The 20114-nt window shown below is 42.5% G+C and carries 23 protein-coding genes and 1 pseudogene; 10 read left to right on the top strand and 14 right to left on the bottom strand.

Annotated elements, in window-relative coordinates:
* Positions 1–93: 93 nt before the first annotated feature.
* The gene (locus FZC79_RS09590; RefSeq protein WP_148946583.1) at positions 94–402 is read right to left on the bottom strand and encodes a hypothetical protein; all 309 of its coding nucleotides are present in this window, start codon (positions 400–402) and stop codon (positions 94–96) included.
* Positions 403–513: 111 nt separating this feature from the next.
* Here FZC79_RS09590 and FZC79_RS09585 point away from each other — a divergent pair, with 111 nt between their 5' ends.
* The gene (locus tag FZC79_RS09585) at positions 514–1497 is read left to right on the top strand and encodes a metal-dependent hydrolase (RefSeq protein WP_148946582.1); all 984 of its coding nucleotides are present in this window, start codon (positions 514–516) and stop codon (positions 1495–1497) included.
* A 116-nt stretch (positions 1498–1613) separates the two neighbouring features.
* On the opposite strand, the gene FZC79_RS09580 is transcribed toward FZC79_RS09585, so the two are convergent.
* Positions 1614–1883, bottom strand: a complete 270-nt coding sequence (locus FZC79_RS09580; protein ID WP_148946581.1) for a YfhJ family protein — start codon at positions 1881–1883, stop codon at positions 1614–1616.
* A 649-nt stretch (positions 1884–2532) separates the two neighbouring features.
* Here FZC79_RS09580 and FZC79_RS09575 point away from each other — a divergent pair.
* Both FZC79_RS09575 and FZC79_RS09570 read left to right on the top strand, forming a co-directional pair.
* A complete protein-coding gene (locus FZC79_RS09575; protein WP_148942262.1) occupies positions 2533–2697 on the top strand; it encodes a small, acid-soluble spore protein K in 165 nt (54 codons plus the stop codon).
* 42 nt (positions 2698–2739) lie between these two features.
* Positions 2740–2901, top strand: coding sequence for a YpzG family protein (locus FZC79_RS09570; RefSeq protein ID WP_113929703.1), 162 nt, complete (start codon positions 2740–2742; stop codon positions 2899–2901).
* Positions 2902–2951: 50 nt separating this feature from the next.
* Here the strand turns inward: FZC79_RS09570 and FZC79_RS09565 are convergent, their stop codons facing one another.
* The gene (locus FZC79_RS09565; RefSeq protein WP_187442721.1) at positions 2952–3248 is read right to left on the bottom strand and encodes a YfhH family protein; all 297 of its coding nucleotides are present in this window, start codon (positions 3246–3248) and stop codon (positions 2952–2954) included.
* 145 nt (positions 3249–3393) lie between these two features.
* Here FZC79_RS09565 and FZC79_RS09560 point away from each other — a divergent pair, with 145 nt between their 5' ends.
* Positions 3394–4071 carry an SDR family NAD(P)-dependent oxidoreductase gene (locus tag FZC79_RS09560; protein WP_148946580.1) on the top strand — a complete coding sequence of 226 codons (678 nt, stop codon included), beginning with the start codon at positions 3394–3396 and terminating at the stop codon, positions 4069–4071.
* 103 nt (positions 4072–4174) lie between these two features.
* Here FZC79_RS09560 and recX read toward each other — a convergent pair whose 3' ends face one another.
* Positions 4175–4981, bottom strand: a complete 807-nt coding sequence (gene recX / locus FZC79_RS09555; RefSeq protein WP_148946579.1) for a recombination regulator RecX — start codon at positions 4979–4981, stop codon at positions 4175–4177.
* Between the two features lie 95 nt (positions 4982–5076).
* On the opposite strand from recX, the gene FZC79_RS09550 reads away from it, so the two are divergent.
* From FZC79_RS09550 to FZC79_RS09540, 3 genes are all read left to right on the top strand, one after another.
* On the top strand, positions 5077–5985 hold the full coding sequence (locus FZC79_RS09550) for a TIGR01777 family oxidoreductase (protein ID WP_148946578.1): 909 nt from the start codon (positions 5077–5079) through the stop codon (positions 5983–5985).
* 53 nt (positions 5986–6038) lie between these two features.
* Positions 6039–6167 (top strand): YfhE family protein, encoded by a 129-nt coding sequence (locus tag FZC79_RS09545; protein WP_148942257.1) that lies wholly within the window; start codon positions 6039–6041, stop codon positions 6165–6167.
* 151 nt (positions 6168–6318) lie between these two features.
* Positions 6319–6513 (top strand): YfhD family protein, encoded by a 195-nt coding sequence (locus FZC79_RS09540; RefSeq protein ID WP_148946577.1) that lies wholly within the window; start codon positions 6319–6321, stop codon positions 6511–6513.
* A gap of 248 nt (positions 6514–6761) precedes the next feature.
* Here the strand turns inward: FZC79_RS09540 and FZC79_RS09535 are convergent, their stop codons facing one another.
* The 6 genes and pseudogenes from FZC79_RS09535 to FZC79_RS09510 all read right to left on the bottom strand — a co-directional run.
* Positions 6762–7289, bottom strand: a complete 528-nt coding sequence (locus FZC79_RS09535; RefSeq protein ID WP_148946576.1) for a class I SAM-dependent methyltransferase — start codon at positions 7287–7289, stop codon at positions 6762–6764.
* A 232-nt stretch (positions 7290–7521) separates the two neighbouring features.
* Positions 7522–8964 (bottom strand): 23S rRNA (uracil(1939)-C(5))-methyltransferase RlmD, encoded by a 1443-nt coding sequence (rlmD, locus tag FZC79_RS09530; protein ID WP_435873937.1) that lies wholly within the window; start codon positions 8962–8964, stop codon positions 7522–7524.
* Positions 8921–9793 carry a DNA-3-methyladenine glycosylase family protein gene (locus tag FZC79_RS09525; protein WP_148946575.1) on the bottom strand — a complete coding sequence of 291 codons (873 nt, stop codon included), beginning with the start codon at positions 9791–9793 and terminating at the stop codon, positions 8921–8923. Before FZC79_RS09525 ends, rlmD begins: the two co-directional genes overlap by 44 nt.
* A gap of 196 nt (positions 9794–9989) precedes the next feature.
* Positions 9990–10796 carry a delta-lactam-biosynthetic de-N-acetylase gene (gene pdaA / locus FZC79_RS09520; protein ID WP_148946574.1) on the bottom strand — a complete coding sequence of 269 codons (807 nt, stop codon included), beginning with the start codon at positions 10794–10796 and terminating at the stop codon, positions 9990–9992.
* Positions 10797–11115: 319 nt separating this feature from the next.
* On the bottom strand, positions 11116–12666 hold the full coding sequence (locus tag FZC79_RS09515; protein WP_148946573.1) for a fumarate hydratase: 1551 nt from the start codon (positions 12664–12666) through the stop codon (positions 11116–11118).
* A gap of 128 nt (positions 12667–12794) precedes the next feature.
* Positions 12795–13046, bottom strand: a pseudogene (locus FZC79_RS09510) (GNAT family N-acetyltransferase); the annotation flags it as partial.
* Between the two features lie 198 nt (positions 13047–13244).
* Between FZC79_RS09510 and tnpB the strand changes: the two are divergent.
* Positions 13245–14417 carry an IS200/IS605 family element RNA-guided endonuclease TnpB gene (gene tnpB, locus FZC79_RS09505; protein WP_148946571.1) on the top strand — a complete coding sequence of 391 codons (1173 nt, stop codon included), beginning with the start codon at positions 13245–13247 and terminating at the stop codon, positions 14415–14417.
* A 28-nt stretch (positions 14418–14445) separates the two neighbouring features.
* Here tnpB and FZC79_RS09500 read toward each other — a convergent pair whose 3' ends face one another.
* The 3 genes from FZC79_RS09500 to FZC79_RS09495 all read right to left on the bottom strand — a co-directional run bounded on the left by FZC79_RS09500 (position 14446) and on the right by FZC79_RS09495 (position 16197).
* Positions 14446–14664, bottom strand: coding sequence for a hypothetical protein (locus tag FZC79_RS09500; RefSeq protein WP_148946570.1), 219 nt, complete (start codon positions 14662–14664; stop codon positions 14446–14448).
* A gap of 350 nt (positions 14665–15014) precedes the next feature.
* The gene (locus FZC79_RS23080; RefSeq protein ID WP_187442717.1) at positions 15015–15191 is read right to left on the bottom strand and encodes an SE1561 family protein; all 177 of its coding nucleotides are present in this window, start codon (positions 15189–15191) and stop codon (positions 15015–15017) included.
* A 136-nt stretch (positions 15192–15327) separates the two neighbouring features.
* Positions 15328–16197 (bottom strand): YfkD famly protein, encoded by an 870-nt coding sequence (locus FZC79_RS09495; protein WP_148946569.1) that lies wholly within the window; start codon positions 16195–16197, stop codon positions 15328–15330.
* Between the two features lie 603 nt (positions 16198–16800).
* Here FZC79_RS09495 and FZC79_RS09490 point away from each other — a divergent pair.
* Positions 16801–17220, top strand: coding sequence for a pyridoxamine 5'-phosphate oxidase family protein (locus tag FZC79_RS09490; RefSeq protein ID WP_148946568.1), 420 nt, complete (start codon positions 16801–16803; stop codon positions 17218–17220).
* Positions 17221–18060: 840 nt separating this feature from the next.
* Here the strand turns inward: FZC79_RS09490 and FZC79_RS09485 are convergent.
* Positions 18061–18444: an OsmC family protein gene (locus FZC79_RS09485; protein ID WP_148946567.1), complete on the bottom strand. Its 384-nt coding sequence runs from the start codon at positions 18442–18444 to the stop codon at positions 18061–18063.
* Between the two features lie 258 nt (positions 18445–18702).
* Between FZC79_RS09485 and FZC79_RS09480 the strand changes: the two genes are divergently transcribed.
* Positions 18703–19881: an MFS transporter gene (locus tag FZC79_RS09480; protein ID WP_148946566.1), complete on the top strand. Its 1179-nt coding sequence runs from the start codon at positions 18703–18705 to the stop codon at positions 19879–19881.
* The last annotated feature ends 233 nt before the right edge of the window (positions 19882–20114 follow it).

Below are 20114 nucleotides of genomic sequence, written 5' to 3'. Positions count from 1 at the left end.
CTTATTGAGGGAATATATAATACTAAAGCAACTTTTACAATCCATAATTATTATTGTAATCGCAGCAAATGCAGCTTTATCAAAGCACCTTTTTCATATGGTCTTTTTTAATCCGAAGCATACCATTTGCTCTAGTCCACCTAAGATGCAGTCATCAAGCATGCCAAAGAGAGGATGCTCATCCGATGTCCTGAGTCTCTTCAAAGCATGGTAATGAGATTCTGTCGGCAGGGTAATTACCTCTGTGAAAGAAGATGGGCTTCCTGGCGAAGACATCCATTCAATATCGCCCGCTTCGTACAACGACAATGTTGAAAAGATGTCCTTCATTAATTTTTGATATTGCTCAATGTACGACTCTTTGACCTCGTATTGAATATACATTTGAAGTGAATGATTCATTGAATTAATCTCCTTTTATACCATATCATTTTGATGAATGAATACAAGAGCATTTGTTTGGAATCATTGTTAAAAACTTACCGGAAAACCCCTAGCAAAGGAGGATAAACCTTGGATACAGGAACACATGTAGTGATGGGATTTGCAATCGGCGGCCTGGCAACGCTGGACCCCGTGGTAGCCGAAAGTGCCGTGACCTCTCAAAGTGTTTTGATTGGTGCCATCATCGGTTCTCAAATCCCTGATATCGATACTGTTTTAAAACTGAGAAATAATGCCGTCTATATCCGCAACCACCGCGGGATTACCCATTCGATTCCCGCAGTGCTGATATGGCCGCTGCTCATATTGGCTGTCCTTTATCCCTTTTACCCAGAGGCTAACCTGCTTCATCTATGGATTTGGACATTTCTTGCCGTATTCCTTCATGTATTTGTCGACATTTTCAACGCTTATGGCACCCAAGCAATAAGGCCATTTTCGTCGAAATGGGTCGCTTTAGGAGTCATTAACACCTTTGATCCGATCATTTTCGGTATACATGTAGTCGGCTTAATTCTTTGGGGGCTTGGCTTTGACCCAGGACCGACCTTCCTCTATATGTACATGATCATCATTCTGTACTATATTCTGAGGTTTTTCGTACAGCACGCTGTAAAATCAGCTGTTAAGAAAAAAATCCCGGATGCCGAAAAGATCATCGTTTCGTCCACTCTTCATTTTTATCAGTGGAGGCTGGCAATCGTCTCGAAGGAATTCTTTTATGTAGCCCGTGCATATGGAAGTTCCATCACTTTTTTTGAAAAGTATAAAAGAATTCCAGTACCGGATAACCCTGTAATCAATGCGGCCAAGAAGGACAAAAACCTTTCAGCATTCTTGTCATTCTCTCCTGTATACAGATGGGAAATCGAGGATTTCGAAGATGACGGCTATGAGGTAAGATTTATTGATCTGAGGTACCGAAGCAATGGACATTATCCTTTTGTTGCAGTGGTGAAATTGAACGAGGAATTGGATATTGAGAGTTCCTATACCGGCTGGATTTACAGCGAGGAAAAGCTGCGGAAGAAGCTGGAGATTATACCGGATTAAAGGATCTTTTCAATAGTCAAGTAAGAAGAGGACGCGGCCGTTAAGCGGTCGCGTCCTTTTCTTTTGGTTTCCTATTCAACTTGTGTTCACCAGCCAAATAGGGACCCTTCGTTTTTCTAATGATTAATATCCTTCTCATCCTCCAGCATGTGGCTATACTTAGGGTTTCGGGAAGCAAATTCATGCAGCCTGCTGCCATAGCTGTCTATCCACTGTTTTACCAAACGGCTAGTCATTTCTTTCCCAAGATATTTTCCTCTTGCTTTTGCATAGGTTGTCTCAAAATCTTCCCATAATAACTCTACCCAGGTTCTGGCTCTTGCGTAAGTCAATTCTTCATTCTTCTCTAATAAGTCTTTTGTTAATTCTTCGTGAAAAGTGTCCATTTATGATTTCCTCCGTTCTTTAGTTTTTTTGTATTCAGCGGGGAGATGTAAACCTGCTTTTGACCAGGTCGTTTCGGGCACCTAGACCCTCGCTTGGTTACCTTTTCCCTGGATTTCTGAGTTGTTTGGGCAGCTAGACCCTCGCTTGGTTACTTTTTCCCTGGATTTCTGAGTTGTTTGGGCAGCTAAACCCTCGCTTGGTTACCTTTTCCCGGGATTTCTGAGTTGTTGGGGCAGCTAGACCCTCGCTTGGTTACCTTCTTCCTGGGTTTCTGAGTTGTTTGGGCAGCTAGACACTTCCTTGGTTACCTTTTCCCGGGATTTCTGAGTTATTTGGGCACCTAGACCCTTCCTTGGTTACCTTTTCCCGGGATTTCTGAGTTATTTGGGCACCTAGACCCTTCCTTGGTTACCTTTTCCCGGGATTTCTGAGAAGATTGGGCATCTAGAAGCCGCCTCCCAGCCCTCAAAAAGCTTGGTTAGTCTCTTCCGCCCTTAATCCAAGTAATCTTAAAGCTGCCTTCATTGCCAATATTTTTTTATGATAACTGGTGCTGTTAAGTCTCATACTAATTGTACGCAGCCAGCAGGTTCCTATGGCGGATTTGCTGGCTGTGAGGTGACCATCATTATTCTCGGGAGGAATTCGATGCGTAATAAAGAAAGAGGCTTTCCTAACCAGAATAACAATAAATTCGAAGGTGAACCGCGGGCGAAGCCGGAATATGCTTCCAAACGGGCTGACGGTACCATTAACACTCATCCCCAGGAACGCATGGCTGCATCCAACCAGCGTGAAAGTGATTCTATCTAAGTTTTCGAGTGAGCCATTTTAAAGGAGGCGGTTGTTTTGGGTATGGGAAAAAAGAACAACTCAAATCGTTTTGATAAAAACTATGTGAGTCCTTTCAATCAGGCTTTTTATAATGCCAAACACGCGCACTCACAGGCTAATGGACATACTGTTCAGACTCAGGACTTGATCATTCTGGAAAGACAGACCCGAAAAAGATCGTAATATAAGAAATGGAAACAGGGAAGCTCTGCATTCCTTGTTTCCATTTTTCTTTATTTCTTTTTATTCAGCATGGATATCGGCAGAGCCTCTTCCTTGCCTGATCCTCCAAGGCGGTATCCCCAGGCAAATACACCGTTCATATAGTCAATTTTGAAAAACACTCCTGGATCACCTTCTATTCCGTAGATTTCTCCGGGCTTGAAATCTTTAGGATCCATCAAGTACGCCTGAGCCATAAGGGATTTTCTTTCCAATACGGCAAATTCATTAAGGATGCCCAGCTGCTCAGCTTTTCTGGCTTTTTCTCTGAGCTGTGCGATCTCCTGTCTTAATTCATGCTCGCTCATTTCACTGTATCTTGTTTCTTTTTCCACTGCTTTCACTCCATTCACCTATATTATAGGGAAAATGATATGATAAATAAAGTTTGGTTTAAAACCAGATCATAAGGAAAAATTACATGATATACCATACATTTTAGGGGGATTACATATGAAAACAGCCGTTATTTCCGGTGGAGGGTCAGGCCTCGGCCGGGAGCTTGCCAAAGTCTACAGCAATGAGGGGTATCATATCCTGCTTCTCGGAAGAACAGAAGAAAAGCTTCAATCGGTCAAAGAAGAGATAATTACAGACGGCGGAACCGCTTCTATCCTGGTCATCGATATCGCATCCGCTGAAGAGGTTGAAAAAGCAAGCCGCCAAATCACTGAGAAATATGATGTGGAGCTTCTCATCAACAATGCGGGTGTAGGGATTTTCGGTCCTTTTTTACAGGCAGGGTTTGAGGAAATCGAAAAAATGCTGTCCGTTAATTTTCTCGGTACCGTGTATCTGACAAAAGCACTTCTGCCTTCCATGGTTTCTAAGGACTCAGGCTCCATCATTAATATCATTTCAACAGCCGGGCTCCGCGGCAAAAAAAATGAATCCTACTATGCCGCAAGCAAGTTCGCTTTAAGAGGATTCGCCGAGAGCTTGCAAAAGGAATTTGAAGAGAGCGGAATCAGCATCATCAATGCCTATATGGGAGGAATGAACACGCCGTTTTGGGATGAGTCGCAGCACGTTCAGGACCCGAGCAGATTACGTTCCCCGCGGGAAGTTGCAGAAATCATCTACGAAGAAAGCAAAACTTCCTCAGATATTATCATTGAATCAAAGAAATGAAATCAAAAGGCCTCCTGATTTGATCCAGGGGCCTTTTACACTGTAAAGCGCGAAAAGGGACTGTCCCTTTTCGCGCTTTACAGAACTGAAGTGATCTCTCGCTTCAGTCTTCTTCCTCTTTCAAAATTTCAATTGCTCCGTCGATTTCTTCCATTGAGAAACCTTTACGGTATAAATTCTGTTTCATCTTATTCACGTAATCATATCCGGTATATTTTGAATGAAGACGGTTATGTGCTTTTCGCGCATGCACAAGGACCGCTTCCAATTTTTCATCCTCGGACTTTTCGTTATCCGTTTCCTGCCAGGCAAGATTTATGACAGAAAAAGGATATCCTTTACGAGCCAGGTTCTGCTCTGTTTTTTGCTTGGCCACGATACTTGAATCTTTTTTATACTTCTTAAACAGTTTGTTCGTAAGACTCATGGCTTTTTCAACCTGAATTTCCCGGGTAAACGCCGCCATGGCTTCATCAATCAACGCCTTATCTACTCCTTTAGTGGCGAGTTCCCTTTCAACTGCACCAGGCCCTTTATCCGAAGTATTGATTTGAGTATTCACATAAGCTTGCGCAAACTCTTGATCATTCAGGTACTTATATTTCTTCAACTTTTGGATGGCCTCATCTGCAACAGCTTGTCCAAGCTCTTTTTTCATTAAGTAATCCCATACTTCCTTTTCCGTCCTCATTCGAAATGAGAGGTAATGTATCGCGAGGTTAAAGGACTTGCGGACGTCATCTTCATATCCTATTTCAGCAATCGCAACTTCATCGATTTCCTGTCCTTTTCCCATTTGAAACCGGGCAAGAATTTCTTCGTCGACACTGAACGAATATTCACCGTCGATGAAAATGTTATATCTCTCGTCATTTTTTACTTGTTTGGTTATCTTAGTGATAGTTCCCATAATTAACACCTCCTTATTAATGTAACACACCCAAAATGTTTTTTATCAGTGGGAAGGGTAAAATAAGAACAAAGCATAAAAAAGGAGGTCATGTCATGAAAGCAGTAATATCTGGTGGAACCGGCTTTGTCGGCAGCGCCCTGACCGAAGAACTGCTTAACAATGGGTACGAGGTTTCCATTCTTACAAGAAATCCTGACAAACACGAAAGCAGGAAGAATGTTTCTTATGTTAAATGGTTATCTGAGGGTTCCCGTCCGGAAGAGGAAATATATGAAGTGGATATTTTCATCAACCTTGCAGGAGAATCCATCAACAGCGGCCGCTGGACCGAAGAACGTAAGAAAAGGATTTTGAAAAGCCGTATTGATGCTACCCGTGAGATGGTGAGAATACTGGAAAACCTTAAGGACAAACCGTCTGTCTTTATCAACGCCAGTGCCATAGGCTTTTATGAAGCATCGGACTCAAAGACCCACACCGAGCAATCACTGGATACCAGCTCAAACTTCCTGGCTGAAACCGTAAAAAAGTGGGAATCAGAGGCAAGTAAAGCAAAGGATTCTGGTGTTCGGACAGCTTACACCCGTTTCGGGATCATCCTTGGAAAAGACGAGGGAGCACTGCCTAAAATGGCGCTTCCCTACAAGCTTTTTGCTGGAGGAACAGTGGGGTCCGGAAAGCAGTGGATGTCGTGGATACACATTGGGGATATTGCTAAAGCCATCCGCTTTGTCATCGAAAACAAGGCAATTGAAGGGCCGGTCAACCTCACTTCTCCTACACCAGTAACGATGAAGGAACTCGGCAAGACACTTGGCGATGTCTTGAACCGCCCTCATTGGATACCGGCACCCGGCTTTGCCATCAAGGCAGCCCTTGGAGAAATGAGCACCCTTATCCTGGAGGGTCAAAAAGTCATCCCTGAAGTGCTGCACGAAAACGGCTATACGTTTCAATACCCCCACCTTAAAGAAGCCCTGCAGGAGATTTACCGCAAGTGAGTATGAATTCTCAAATGATAGGAAAAAATAGGTATATATTCATTTGAGAAAGGATGATTGCTGTGGAGAAAAAACGTAAAGAAAAAACAAAATCCGTCCTGTCCTCTATGCAAGAAGTCACTTATTCCCGTGAATTCAAGCGCGCAGACAGAGCTGGCGGCTACACACAGAAAAAGCATTAAGTTCTGCTGAACCACTTATCCTTTTATGCATTCTGTGATCTTGAAAGAAATACCTCTTTTTAAAAAGCTGGTTCCCGCTAATACTAAAGGAGCGAAAACATTTTCCGTTTTCGCTCCTTTATCTTTCTCATCATGAAAGGGGACGGTTCGAATGGGCAGAGCACATGGCCATAAAACACGTGATAAAAACAAAAACAAACTTCCTCAGGTTCCTAAAAACATGAAGACTGACGGTGTTGACGAGGAGTTTTCCCGCGAGCTTGCCGATCAAGCGGATATGGAAGCTCAAGCGCGTTCGAATGCCGCAAATCAGCGTCAGCAGGTTGCAAATAGAAATAAACGATAATTAACAATGAAGATGGTCCTGAAAAACGGACCATCTTTTTCCACATTTTTAACCATTTTTTGTTAATAACCTGTTGATAGTAATCCACAACAGATTGTGGATAATGTTGATAACTTTCAGAATATTAACAATAGTAATGTTTCTCATGTGAATAAGTATGTTTATAAAATACATCACTGTGCAGTAGGGACAGCCCTTATACACAGTGAATGCGTATGATAGTTGATATTTTTATCAAAGGGAGTTATTCATTCATGCCAGGATAATTGTTTTTTCCGTTTTCTGCATATGGTCACTCCAGGAGAAATAGGCAGCGTCACCATTTCAAATAGCTCCCTTTCCTTGGATAATTCCTCAATTGCTTGATAGGCTGTCCCACATAAAGAAGGCTGTATCATCCGATTGTCTCTAGGATGTGAATCATGAAATAAAATCAGGCCATGCGGTACTACATACGGGAAGAAGTTTCTAAAGTCTTGCAGCACTGCCTCTTTGGAATGGTCTGCATCGATAAATAGCATATCAATCTTTAATGGGTTCGCTTCTAAATTTTCGGCAAACTCCTGAGTCGTTCCATGGAAAAATTGAGCCTTAGGTGAATTCAGCATGTATTTCCCCGCCCCAGCGTTTATATCTACTCCTACTAATTGATCTGAGAATTCCGCCATTTTGTTAAATAATTCGCATCTATATAATCCCAGCTCTACATACGTCTTTGGTCGAATAACACTTGCTAAATGCAGAATAAAGTCTTCATGCCAGTTTGGTTTAGCCACTTTCTCATTCCTCTCTAATCATTACTTGCATAGTGCCTTGTTAAACTTCATTTTTAGTATATTTCTCCAAACAGAAAAAAGTTACATTTTTAAAAAAGATAGACGAATAGTTAAGCGTCTCCTGTGCTGCAAAAGAACTTAATTATCAAGCATCCATTTAGCAATGACTTTGTTGAAGATTAAAAATGAAGGCTTCTGGCTTTCTTCTTTAAACTAAAAGAAGCAGACTCCCCTATCGGGAACCTGCTTCTTTTAATACCAATTTCGCAACACTCTCAACATGCGCAGTCTGAGGAAACATATCAACAGGCTGGATGTACTCTACTTCATATGCATGACTTAATGTTTTCAAATCCTTTGCAAGCGTTGATGGATTGCAGGATACGTATATGAATTTCTTCGGCTTCACTTTTAAGATTGTCTTTAGGAAGCTTGGTTCGCAGCCAGTCCTCGGTGGATCGACAACGACCACGTCAGGTCTCCACCCTTCTGCTTTCCACTTAGGAAGCCATTCTTCGGCAGTTCCTATTTCATATACGCTATTTTCCATTCCGAACTTCTCGCTGTTTTTTCTTGCGTTTTCGATGCTTTCTTTAATAACATCCATTCCGCGGATTTCTTTTGCCCCGCCTGACAGCCACATGCCGATCGTTCCGACACCGCAATAGGCATCCACCAGCTTTTCATGCCCAGTCAATCCCGCAGCATCTCTCACCTCATTGTAAAGGTGGATGGTTTGTGAAGGATTCAGCTGAAAGAAAGCCCTGGCAGATAGTTCATATGAGAACTTATCAAGACGCTCAACAATTGATTCTGTTCCATAAAGATGAATCGTTTCATCTCCGAAAATGAGAGAGGTCGGTTTAGGATTGATGTTCTGTGCTACTGATTTAACTTCAGGCAGCCTCTTGTTGATTTCTTCTAAAATCATTTCTTTACGAGGAAGGTCTTTACCTACTGTTACAAGAACGACCTGGACTTCACCAGTTGTTACTCCCACTCTGGTTACTACCGTTTTGACAGTACCTTTTTTCGTTCTTTCATTATAAATCTTGACCTTAAAGTCGCTAAGGATTCTCTTTACTTCGTTAGTCACTTTATTTGTAGACGGATGTTGTACAATGCATTCAGGAATGTCTACAAGCTTATGGGAATTCAAGCTGTACAATCCGGATATGATTTTACCGTCCCTGAAACCCAATTGGAATTGGCTTTTATTCCGGTAATACCAGGGCTCTACCATTCCGATCATCGGTTTAACATCGAGCTTTTCTAAATCGAATTTGGTGTGCTTCTCAAGTGACTGCATGAGGATATCCCTTTTTTCTACAAGCTGCTGTTCATAGCTCAGGTGCTGAAGCTGGCAGCCTCCGCACTGCTCATAGACGGGACAAGGCGGCTTCGTTCTATGCTCTGATCTTTTTCTTACTTTTTTCACACGGCCTTCAGCAAACTTCGGGTGTACCTTAACCGCTTCCACAACAACCTCTTCACCCGGCAGTGCACCCGGTACAAAGACAACCTGTCTTTTGAAATAGCCGACACCTTCGCCGTTGATTCCGAGTCTTTTAATAGTAAGCGGAAACTGCTGTTTTTCTTTGATTTTTATTGTTTGATCCTTCTTCACTTCTTCACTTCCTATTTTCAATACTTCTCCATAAATACAGTGAGGCATAGCTTAAGTAAGGACTCCAGGCTGCACTCATTTTTTCAATCTCAGCCAATGTCGGTTTTCTGTCCATCCCATACAATTTTTTCAGCGCATTTTGTATGCCGATATCTGTTTTCGGAAAAAGATTCGGCCTGCCAAGAGCAAACATGAGATAGTTTTCAGCCGTCCAAGGACCAATACCTCTCAGCTTCACTAGATCCTTCATTATCACTTCATCGGACTTTTCCTGAAGCTTTTCCAAATCCAAACGTCCCTCTGCGATTTCCTTGGAGACACCTATCACATACTCGGCTTTTCTCTGGCTGAATTGAAGGTCCCTCAGTTCAGATACTTCAATCAGGGCTGTTTCTGAAGGCCGGGGATAGAACCAGACGCCATCCTTCAGCTGTCCATACTTGTGAACAAACCTTTCTGTCAGTGTGTGGGCAAACGACAGATTAAGCTGTTGGTGAATAATGCTTTTCATCAGTGTGGCATAGGGACTGAACTCAAGAACGACCGGCGTCCCGGAGTGCTCAAGAAAAATTTCTCTTAAGTCGGTTTCCAAAAAATGCTCATGAATGTCATGAAGAGTCCCTTCCCACTGAAAGATCCTTTTCAAAAAAGCCAGGCGGCTGCCATCTTCATCTGCACTATCCATCTTTATCAAAAAAGAAGGCTCATCGGTGCTGCCTGTGGCCGCCACCGTTAAAACCTCATTTTTTTCACTATAAAAAGGTACCTTCACTGTCCGATTTTCTATATCGACGATGTTCAATGGATCCAGGGATAACCTGTCCAAAACCAAATCGAAATTATAAGGAGGCGATACCGTAAGCAATTTTTCTCTCATAACACCCTCACTTTTAAAAACGTTTATGAGTATTATAGCATTTTTAGGCAAAAGGCATAAATTTTTACGATTCTCAGGTATCGTGCCTTAAGCTACAGTTAACTGTACTGCTCTAAAGTGAGAGCGCATCGGTTATTTAAAGTTCTAAAGCACTAATAAAAAGGATAGAACATTACATGTCCTATCCCTATATTCCTTATGGTGTAAGCAGTGGATTTCTCCCGTTCTTACTCATTTCGTAATAATCCAGGCTCTTGAACGTATATCCCTCTTTCTTTAGATCCTTGATGACCTTTCCCAGTGCCTCCGCATTATCTTTGGATACAGTGTGCAAAAGCATTACAGCTCCGGGATGGATCTGCTTCATAATATTATTATAAGAGTACTGCCACCCTTTCTGGCTGTCTGTGTGCCAGTCGACAAAAGCAAGGGACCATAGGACATGCGTATAGCCGGCATCCTTTGCAAGCTTCATGGTACGTTCACTGAACACCCCTCTTGGCGGACGCAGATACGCCATTGTCTGCTGCTTAGTGATCTCTGCTGTTTTCTCCTTAACCATATCCAATTCTTTTCGCAGCTTTTCATCTGACACTGCTGTTAAATCAGGATGGCTCCATGAGTGGTTACCGACTATATGGCCCTCATTCGCCATTCTTTTTACCAAATCCGGTGCACTGTTCAAATAATGTCCTGTAACAAAAAAGGCTGCGGGCACCTTCTCTTCTTTCAGCACATCCAGTATCTTTCCGGTGTATCCATTTTCATATCCGTTGTCGAAAGTCAGGTATAGAACCTTTTCATCAGGAGAATCTTTATAAAAAGCACCGTATTTCTTCAACAGCTCGTCATATGTTTTTCCAGCTTCAGCCTGTTTGCCTTCGTTTCCTTTTTTAAATCCCCAGCCGATACTTTTATTAGGGACCTGCGATGCTTGAGTATTCCCATCAATGATCCCGAAAGTGAGAAAAGCAGCTACAATTACAGTTAAAACCTTTTTCATAATTCAACCTTCTCTCCATAGTAAGTCGATTGCATAATTTCATTGCGCAGCCATTTCGTTCATATCGGTTTGGTTAAAACTAACCGGTCTCCCTATGACTGATAATAGGCATTATGAAATTACGTACTATTTTTAGTGTTGCAAAGGAGAACGGTAACATGCCTTCTAATTGATGGAAAAAGACAAGAAACAGGTGAGTTAATCAAAAGGCTGCAGGTCAGGGTGGACAGGTTTAATTTTGAGCAGGACTACAGCATTTTTTTATTCCTAGACAATCAAAAAACCGCCCCCTGAAAGGAAGCGGTGCAGCAAACTATACTCAGCTGAAGACCTTCTCTTTAAATTGAGAAAGTTTTTCGAGTGATGATTTATCAATATCTTTATGAAGACTGTTTCCGTGTGAATCCATTGTTACGACTGCAGTGAAGCCTTCCACCTCAAGATGCCACATTGCTTCAGGAATGCCGAATTCCATGAAGTCCACACCTTCTACGGATTTAATACAGTCAGCATAGTATTGGGCTGCTCCGCCGATGGCATTTAAATAAACACCGCCGTGCTCACCCAGGGCCTCAAGCGTTTTTGGTCCCATACCGCCTTTTCCGATTACGGCACGGATGCCGAATTTCTTCATGATATCTCCTTGATAAGGCTCTTCGCGGATGGAAGTGGTCGGCCCGGCTGCTTTCACATGCCAGCTTCCTCCTTCATCCTTCATCATGACCGGTCCGCAGTGATAGATGACTTGGCCGTCAAGGTCTACCGGTGATTCATTATCGGAGAGGTGCTTGTGGATTGCGTCACGGCCTGTGTACATTCTTCCGTCGATACGCACCACATCACCCACTTTCAGGCTGCGGATTTTCTCTTCCGTAATAGGAGCCTGAAGTGTAATCACATCGGAATCCCCTTGTGATGCTGCTGCCGTCTCCTGCTGTGCTGTGTTTTCGGACAGGTCGACCAGCTCGCCTTCCTGATAAAGCCATTCCTGAACTGATCCTGTATCTGCATCAAGCTTGAAGCCCAATCTTCTGAAAGCCCAGCAGTTGTACGCAACAGAAACAAAGAAGCTTGCCGGGATGCGGTTCATGACACCAACCTTGCAGCCAAGCAAAGTCGTTTCACCGCCGAATCCCATGGTGCCGATTCCAAGTTCATTGGCATTATCCATAACATACTCCTCAAGCTTGCGGAGATCTTCATGGCTGTTTGTATCCTCCACAGAACGGAATAGCTGCTCTTTCGCAAGGTCATAACCAGAAGAACGATCTCCGCCGATTCCGACACCGATGAAGCCTGCAGAACAGCCCTGTCCTTGTGCCTGATAAACAGAGTGCATGATGCATTTCCGGATGCCATCAAGGTCGCGGCCGGCACGCCCTAAGCCATCCAGTTCGCATGGCAGGCTGTATTGAATATTCTTGTTTTCACAGCCGCCTCCTTTAAGGATTAAACGGGCATCAATGTAGTCTTTCTCCCACTGCTCGAATTTGATGACAGGTGTACCTAGTCCCAAGTTGTCCCCACTGTTCGCTCCGGTGAGGGAATCCACTGAATTCGGGCGCAGCTTCCCATCCTTAGTTGCTTCTTTCATGGCGGTATAGATGGCTTCTTTAATCTGTAACTGGTTTACGCCAACTGGTGTTTTGATTTTAAACGTTGGCAATCCGGTATCCTGGCAGATCGGCGAAACTTTATCATCAGCCATCTTAATATTGTTTGAGATGGTCGCCAAACTCATTGCTGAACGCGTTCCTGCACTTTCTCTTGCCTTCGCTGTCTTAATTGCTCTTCTAACATCCTTTGGCAGGTTCGTTGAAGTTTCAACAATCAGCTGATACATGCTTTCTTGCAGTTTTTCCATGTTCATATACAATTCCCCTTTTCTCCCGCTGCGTTTTCTCTATAGTCTATAAATTATCTAAAATTTTAATTTTTCACAATTCATTATACCCCTATAATTAGCAGAAAAAAAGACCTGATTGTAACCGATTACAGTCAAGTGGAGATTTTTTTTCTAAAATGAATTCTTTCGTCTTCTCTCTTATATGGTTGATATCCATTGTTCCTGTAAAAAGAGATGGCGTCACTCCATTCTTGATTAGTTTCCAGCACCATATGTATGGCTCCTCTCCTTTTAGCTTCCTGCTCTAAGAACTGAAGCATCTTGCGTCCGAGCCCCAATCCTCTATAGGAAGACACCACTGACATTCTCACAACCCTGGCCTCTTCCGGTGTTTCGGATATGAAAGCGCCTGTCGCTGCAAGTTCTCTTTATCTAAAAATGGCGAGAAAACTCCCTCTTCAAGCGTGTGAAGGGCATAGCCCAACGGTAAGGGGGAGATGAATCGCCTGCCTTTTGGTCTCTACTAAAAAAACTCTGAAAGAAACATATGTTCCCGAAATGCAATCTTTCTTGGTATAATTACTACCAGGAGGTGAAAACATTTGTATGTTAAAAAAACCTTTAAATTCAGGATCTATCCAAATCACAAACAGATTGAATTAATCAATAAAACGTTCGGTTGTTCCCGGTTTATCTACAACTATTTTGTTGGGAAACAAAAGAACAAAGACGCTTATTGGTCTATCGTAAATGAAATGGTACAGAATGGACAGCTTTCACAGAACAATTGGAAAGGTGAATTCTTCAACAAGAACCAATCCATCAAAGCTGTTCGAGAGCTCAAGAAGACCTATTCATTCTTGAAAGAAGTCGATAGTATCGCCCTTCAGAAATCAGTTGAAATCGTTCATGATTCCTACACACGGTATTACAAGAAACAAAACCGTTTACCTCGCTTCAAATCGAAGAAGAATCCTGTTCAATCTTATACCACAAAGTTTGTGAACGGGAATATACAAGTGAAAGATAAACACATCAAATTGCCAAAACTCGGCCTGGTTCGCTTTGCCAAGAGTCGTGAGGTAGAAGGGCGAATAATGAACGCCACCATTCGACGAAGCTCTTCGGGTAAGTTCTTCGTTTCAATTTTGGCTGAATCAGCAGTTCAACACTATAAGAAAACCGGCACCTCTGTCGGAATCGACGTAGGTTTGAAGGATTTCGCAACTCTTTCAGATGGCACAACTTATAAAAACCCCCGCTTTTTCCGTACATTAGAAAAGAAAATAATTAATGCCCAACGCATTCTTTCTAGGAGGCAATTGGGTTCTTCGAATTGGACTAAACAAAAAAAGAAAGTTGCCCGGCTGCACGAAAAAATCGCTAATGCAAGAAAAGATATGCTGGATAAAATCTCTACCGAAATAGTCAAAAACCACGACATTATCGGCATTGAAAATTTGTCCGTCAAAAAAATGTTAAAAAACAAAGACCTTTCAAAAGGGATCAGCGAAGTAAGCTGGGCCCAATTCAGGTCTATGTTGGAATACAAATCATTATGGTACGGTAAACAGGTGGTAGCCGCAGCGAAAAATTTCCCTTCCAGCCAGCTATGTTCTGTATGTAATCATAGGTATAAAGCTGTTAAAGATCTTGCGTTGCGTGAATGGACGTGTCCAAACTGTAAAAGCAACCATCAAAGGGATCTTAACGCAAGTATAAATCTTCGCAATGAAGCATTGCGATTAACCGCAGGGACTGCGGAGTTAGCCTAATCAAAAACGAACCAATAGGTTTGTGTTCTTAGGAATCCCCCACTTCAAGCGACCTGTAAGGGCGGTAAGTGGTGGGTAGTTCAAAGTGACCAACATAGAAGAATTTATTTTCTTTGTAATATCCTGTTATGTCATCCAGGTCCGGGTTCAATCCGTCGATGATGACACCAAAGCGCTCTTTGAAGCCTTGCAGGACGACGTTTTTTGCCGCTTCCGTCTGTCCTTCGGTTATTAATGAAATGTTCATGAATCTATCCTCACTATCCAAATTTGGTAAGTGTCCCTGAAAATTGATGAAGGACACCTGGTGGATTGTTTTTTTCTTTTAGCAGCCCTTATCCAGCCCCTATTGTAAAAATTACTTGATAAAAAAAGGCTGTTTTCGCATATATTGTTGCTTTCGGAAAAATCCCAAGAGCCGGATTTTTCCCGGTATACTAAGAGTTTTATCTCTTATCGGGGAAGAGTAGCTCTTTTCTTTTCGATATTACCGGATTTTTCCCTTCTTAAGATTTATATTTTTCGCAATTAGTATCAAATAGCAACAAAGTTTACGAAAAGAGCCTAAAAAAAAGAGCCAAAAACAGGCTCCTGGCATTACTTCTTAAATTGATCAACCTTCATTTCAAGATCATCAATCATTCCTATTAGACGGTCGATATCTTCTAAATCAGTGTGCTCAGGATCTATTGAATCCAGCACTTCCAGGAACATGTTCAGTCTCTGTTTCAAATAAAGTACCTGATCGTCTCTGTTGCTTGCTGCTTTGCCCATATGTCCGCTCCTTTAAATGAATTTCCTCTTTCATCCTACCGAATTCCGCAATGATTGACAAGCCAATTGGCCAGCCTGTCTTTGTCCTAGTAAAAAAACTGACACCCTATATTGATAGAGGTCAGCTTTTTAATGTTTAGCGTGGTTTATCAGTTGTAATGAATCCGAAAGAAACATGGTCCTGAACAGGGATCCAGGCACCGATTCCCTGGGATGTTACATTTTTAACCACAATGGAGCGTTTAGATCCTTTCATGACCAGATATACTTCTCCATAGGTCACTTTTCCTTTTTCGTTCACAGCAGGTGCATATCCATACAAGTAGCCAAGACGGCTTGGTGAAATGTTATAAACATGATCCTTTTTTGTTCCTGCTCCTACAATCGTTTGGAAGGAAAGTGGAAGCTGACTGTTTTCCATAGCCTTTAACAACATCATTTTTTGAACATCATCTGAATGTGGAACCTTGGCCGTCAATCCGCCTTTAATGTTTTTTTGGGCTTCTTGTACGTAGTGTATCTGATAATTTTGATTTCCGCCGCGGTTGTCATAGTAGTTCGTGTTGATTTTCTGATACTCCCAGTTCGGAGCTGTCTCAGTTGATTCATAATTTAATGGCCATTCCCCAAGGTAAATGGTGGCCCTCATCCCTATTGCGAATGGTGTTTTATTCATACTTGACTCGTTAAACATCCTAATAAGGTTCGGGTTCTCAATTTTCACATCCGAGGTATCAAGCAATTCAGCAGTGAGCTCGCTTGGCTGAAGATATGGGAGATCCTGTGTCGGATTCGGATAAGTATTTTCTTTTGCGATATTCAAGACTGAAGATGGGATTTGGACTTTTGGCTCAGCCTGCTTTTCGGCAGCCTTCTCTTCATCCTTCTTCTCGACTTTCTCCTGCTTAGGTGCCTTTTGTTTGTCTTCCTGCTTTTCTGCTGAGGCAGAGGGCAGGATCAAAGATGAGAAAAGGAACATCATAAGTACGATGCGAAATAGTTTCATGGCGTTACTCCCTTCTTGCATTTGCTTTTTCTATTGTTAGTTTTTCCGTTGTTTGCATTGTTATCCAAGCTATTTTTAAAAAATGTGGGTTCTCACAAGCTTTAATGGTTTTTAAGGAAAAAGCTACAGCAGGTTTTGGCGGTAACTTAAATGAAGATATTATTAAGAACAATCGATGTGTGTAATTCCTTCAATCATTATTTAAATTGAATATTTACAAAATTCAATTTTTATATTATAATAAAAATACCAGCCGGGATACCGGCAAAAGATTTTCATTCCCTAAATTCCCTACTAAAGAACAAGGCGACAGCTAAACAGCTTCGCCTTGTTTTTTTGCGGTTGCATTATAGACGGGCGGATCCCGGCAAGCTGAAAAATCATCTTAGTAACAGCGAGAAGCAGATGCATATATATATTGGCTCAAGTGAATTGCGGTAATTCTCAGATTTGGCCTCACAGGATGTGTTCTTTCACTTCTTGCACAGAATGTAACCATCCTTGTTACAGGAAGACCTGAAAAAACAGGCCCTTCTAAAAAACCTGGTTAAAACAACCTCCAATAGAACAGATTAATATCGTACATTTAAAGGAGGTTTAAATATGTCCCTTACATTAAGAGAAAAGATTGTGGAGTTGATCTCCCACCACAAAGTAGGAACATTGGCTACCATCAGGAATAATAGACCCTATTCCCGCTTCATGATGTTTTACAATGAAGAACTGACTCTATTCACTGCAACCAATCAGCATGCCCATAAAGCAGAAGACATTGCTCAGAATCCTTATGTCCATATTTTGCTTGGTTTTGACAGAGACAGCGATCATCAGCACTATGTGGAAATCGAAGCGGAAGCGGAGTTGGAGAAATCCGAGGAACTGAAGCACAAATTCTGGAATGATTATCTCAAGCCTTGGATCACTGCACCTGATGATCCGGAATATATGCTGCTTAAGCTCACACCTAAGACTATCCTTTACTACGAAAGAACAGGTAAAGAGCCTCAAGAGCTCAGCTTGTAATACTTAAACACTTTAAAGCACGAAAAGGGACAGTCCCTTTTCGTGCTTTAAAGCGTGAACGCAAAAGAAGATGGTACGGTCATTAAGGAACCCTGCCGTACAGTATGGGCATGAGATGGAAATGGTATAATGAAATCAGGCTAATAGAGACCACCATGCCTGGAAATCAGCTTTGTTTGGGTCTCAAGGTTGCATACTAGAGACCACTTCACGCGGAAATCAGCTCTGTTTGGGTCCCAAGAAAACTCCTAGAAACCACCTCACATGGAAATCAGCTCTGTTTGGGTCTCAAGGATGCTCCTAGAGAACACTTCAACTGGAAATCAGCCCTATCCGGGTCTCAAGGATGCACTCTAGAGACCACTTCAATCGGAAATCAGCTCTCTTATGGTCTCTAGGAAACCCTTAGAGACCACTTCAACCCAGAATTCAGCTCTCTTACGGTCTCTAGGAAACCCTTAGAGACCACTTCAACTGGAAATCAGCCCTGTTTGGGTCTCAAGGATGCACTCTAGAGACCACTTCAATCGGAAATCAGCTCTCTTATGGTCTCTAGGAAACCCTTAGAGACCACTTCAACCAGAATTCAGCTCTCTTACTGTCTCTAGGAAACCCTTAGAGACCACTTCAATCGGAGATCAGCTCTGTTTGGGTCTCAAGGATGCTCCTAGAGACCACCTCAACCAGAAATCAGCTCTCTCAGGGCCTCAAGGATACACTCTAGAAACCACTTCAACCAAAAATAAGTTCTCTCAGGGTCTCAAAGGATGCACTCTAGTATCCACTTCGAAATGCACTAAGCGGGACTGTCCCCTTTAACGCGGTGAAGCCAAAATGCTTTTATGATTGTAATTCAAAGGTTTCTTCAACTTCTATGCTGCCGATGACCGACTGGACCATTGAGCAGTTCTTTCTTGTTAATTCCATGGCTTTCTGTATTTTTTCTTCTTTTAGGTTTTCTCCTGTTATGGTGAAGTGCAGCGAGATTTTTTTAATTCTGTTGGCTTCCTCTTCAATCCTCTTTACGTCAGCTTTTATTGAAATGTCTTTAAAATCCACCCTTTGCTTCTCAAGGATTTTCCTCAGTACTCCCCCGCTGCATACAGCGATGGAAGACACCATCAATTGATATGGGCGGAAGCCGAATTCCTCATTGCCTGAAACTTCCAGTTGTCCATATGGAAGGCTGGCAGAAAAACCGCCTTCTTTCATGTTAAATTCCATTGAACTCACTCCTTTTTAAATCTGAAGGGTGCTTGCACTTTGTTCATTTTTTAGCGGGCAGGTTTCCAAACGGTCAATTCTACACTATCCCTTCAAGGACCTGCCATTGGATATTAACTCACTGGAAAATACCCAGCTGCCCGAACTGACTCAAACATCCCTTGCCCAAAAGTTTACTTCATAATGTTTTATCTTGCCAATATAGTGAAATGACGATACCATCGTAGAGGAAATACGTACGTCGGGAGATAGATATTTATGGATAAACAAATGAAATTCCGCTTCTGGGTGTTAATAAGTATTGTAGCCATTTCAGGATTCTCCCAAGGGATGCTCCTGCCTTTGATTGCCGTCATTTTTGAGGGAGACGGACTGTCGTCTTCACATAACGGTTTGAATGCAGCGGGCCTTTACATCGGGATCCTTCTCGTTTCCCCTTTTATGGAGGACCCTCTCAGGAAGTTCGGCTATAAGCCAATCATAATTGGAGGAGGGCTGCTTGTTATTCTTGCCCTGGTTCTTTTCCCTTTATGGAAATCATTCTGGTTTTGGTTTGGCTTAAGGATGCTTGTTGGAATCGGTGACCATGCCCTGCATTTCGGAACACAGACATGGATCACTTCCTTTTCCCCGGAAAGTAAGCGCGGACGTAATATATCGCTGTATGGATTGTTCTTCGGCCTGGGATTTGCGGTGGGCCCGCTGATGACTCCTTTAGTAAAAGTGAATGAATCACTGCCTTTCATCGTCTCTTCTTTGTTATGTTTAGCCGCATGGGTATTTTTATTTATATTAAAAAATGAACATCCAGAGCAAACAATGGAAGTCAGTTCCTTCCGCAGCACCATGTCGAGGTTCAAGAAAGCAACAAAGTATGGCTGGGTTGCCTTTCTTCCACCATTGGGCTATGGGTTTCTTGAGGCTTCTTTAAACGGAAGCTTCCCCGTTTATGGACTGAGAAACGGCATAGATGTTACAAGCGTTTCCATCCTGCTCACCTCTTTTGCCATTGGCGGAATTGTATTTCAGCTGCCCCTTGGCATTTTAAGCGACAAATACGGAAGACGCAGAATCCTGCTGACGATCCTGCTGCTCGGTTTCATCAGTTTTACCGCTGCCGGCTTCCTTGAAGCGTATATACCTGCTCTGACAGTAGTACTATTCATAGCCGGGATGGTTGTAGGCTCCACCTTCTCGCTCGGCATCAGCTACATGACCGATTTGATGCCAAGCAAGTATCTGCCGACAGGCAACCTGCTGTGCGGAGTTGCATTCAGCATTGGCAGTCTTGCCGGCCCCTATACAGGCGGGATCTTCATCGAGCTTTTTGAAAACATAAGCTTCTTCATGATTATTAGTTTAATTCTATTATTCATTTTCCTGGTCATCCTTTTTTACGGAAAAGAAAAAGCGAGCATACAGCCGGTCCAGTCTTAACAGCCTGCACTTTATTCTTTCCAAAGCATATGCTGTATGGTAAAATAAGAAACAATTAAATAGGAAAATTCTGTTTTCAAACGTGCACTACAGCTGTCATCTCCCAAGATGACAGCTTTCGTCGTTTTAATGGGGAAATGATGCTGATTATTGTTATCAACTAGAGCAAAAGCGGAAGCGCCTGGATCAGCCCCGACAGGCAAATGTTCCAAAGAGAAAAAAGGGCGCTCTTT

The sequence above is a fragment of the Rossellomorea vietnamensis genome, from assembly GCF_008180615.1.
GTDB lineage: Bacteria > Bacillota > Bacilli > Bacillales > Bacillaceae_B > Rossellomorea > Rossellomorea vietnamensis_D.
This window is presented reverse-complemented; position numbering and strand designations above follow the sequence as displayed.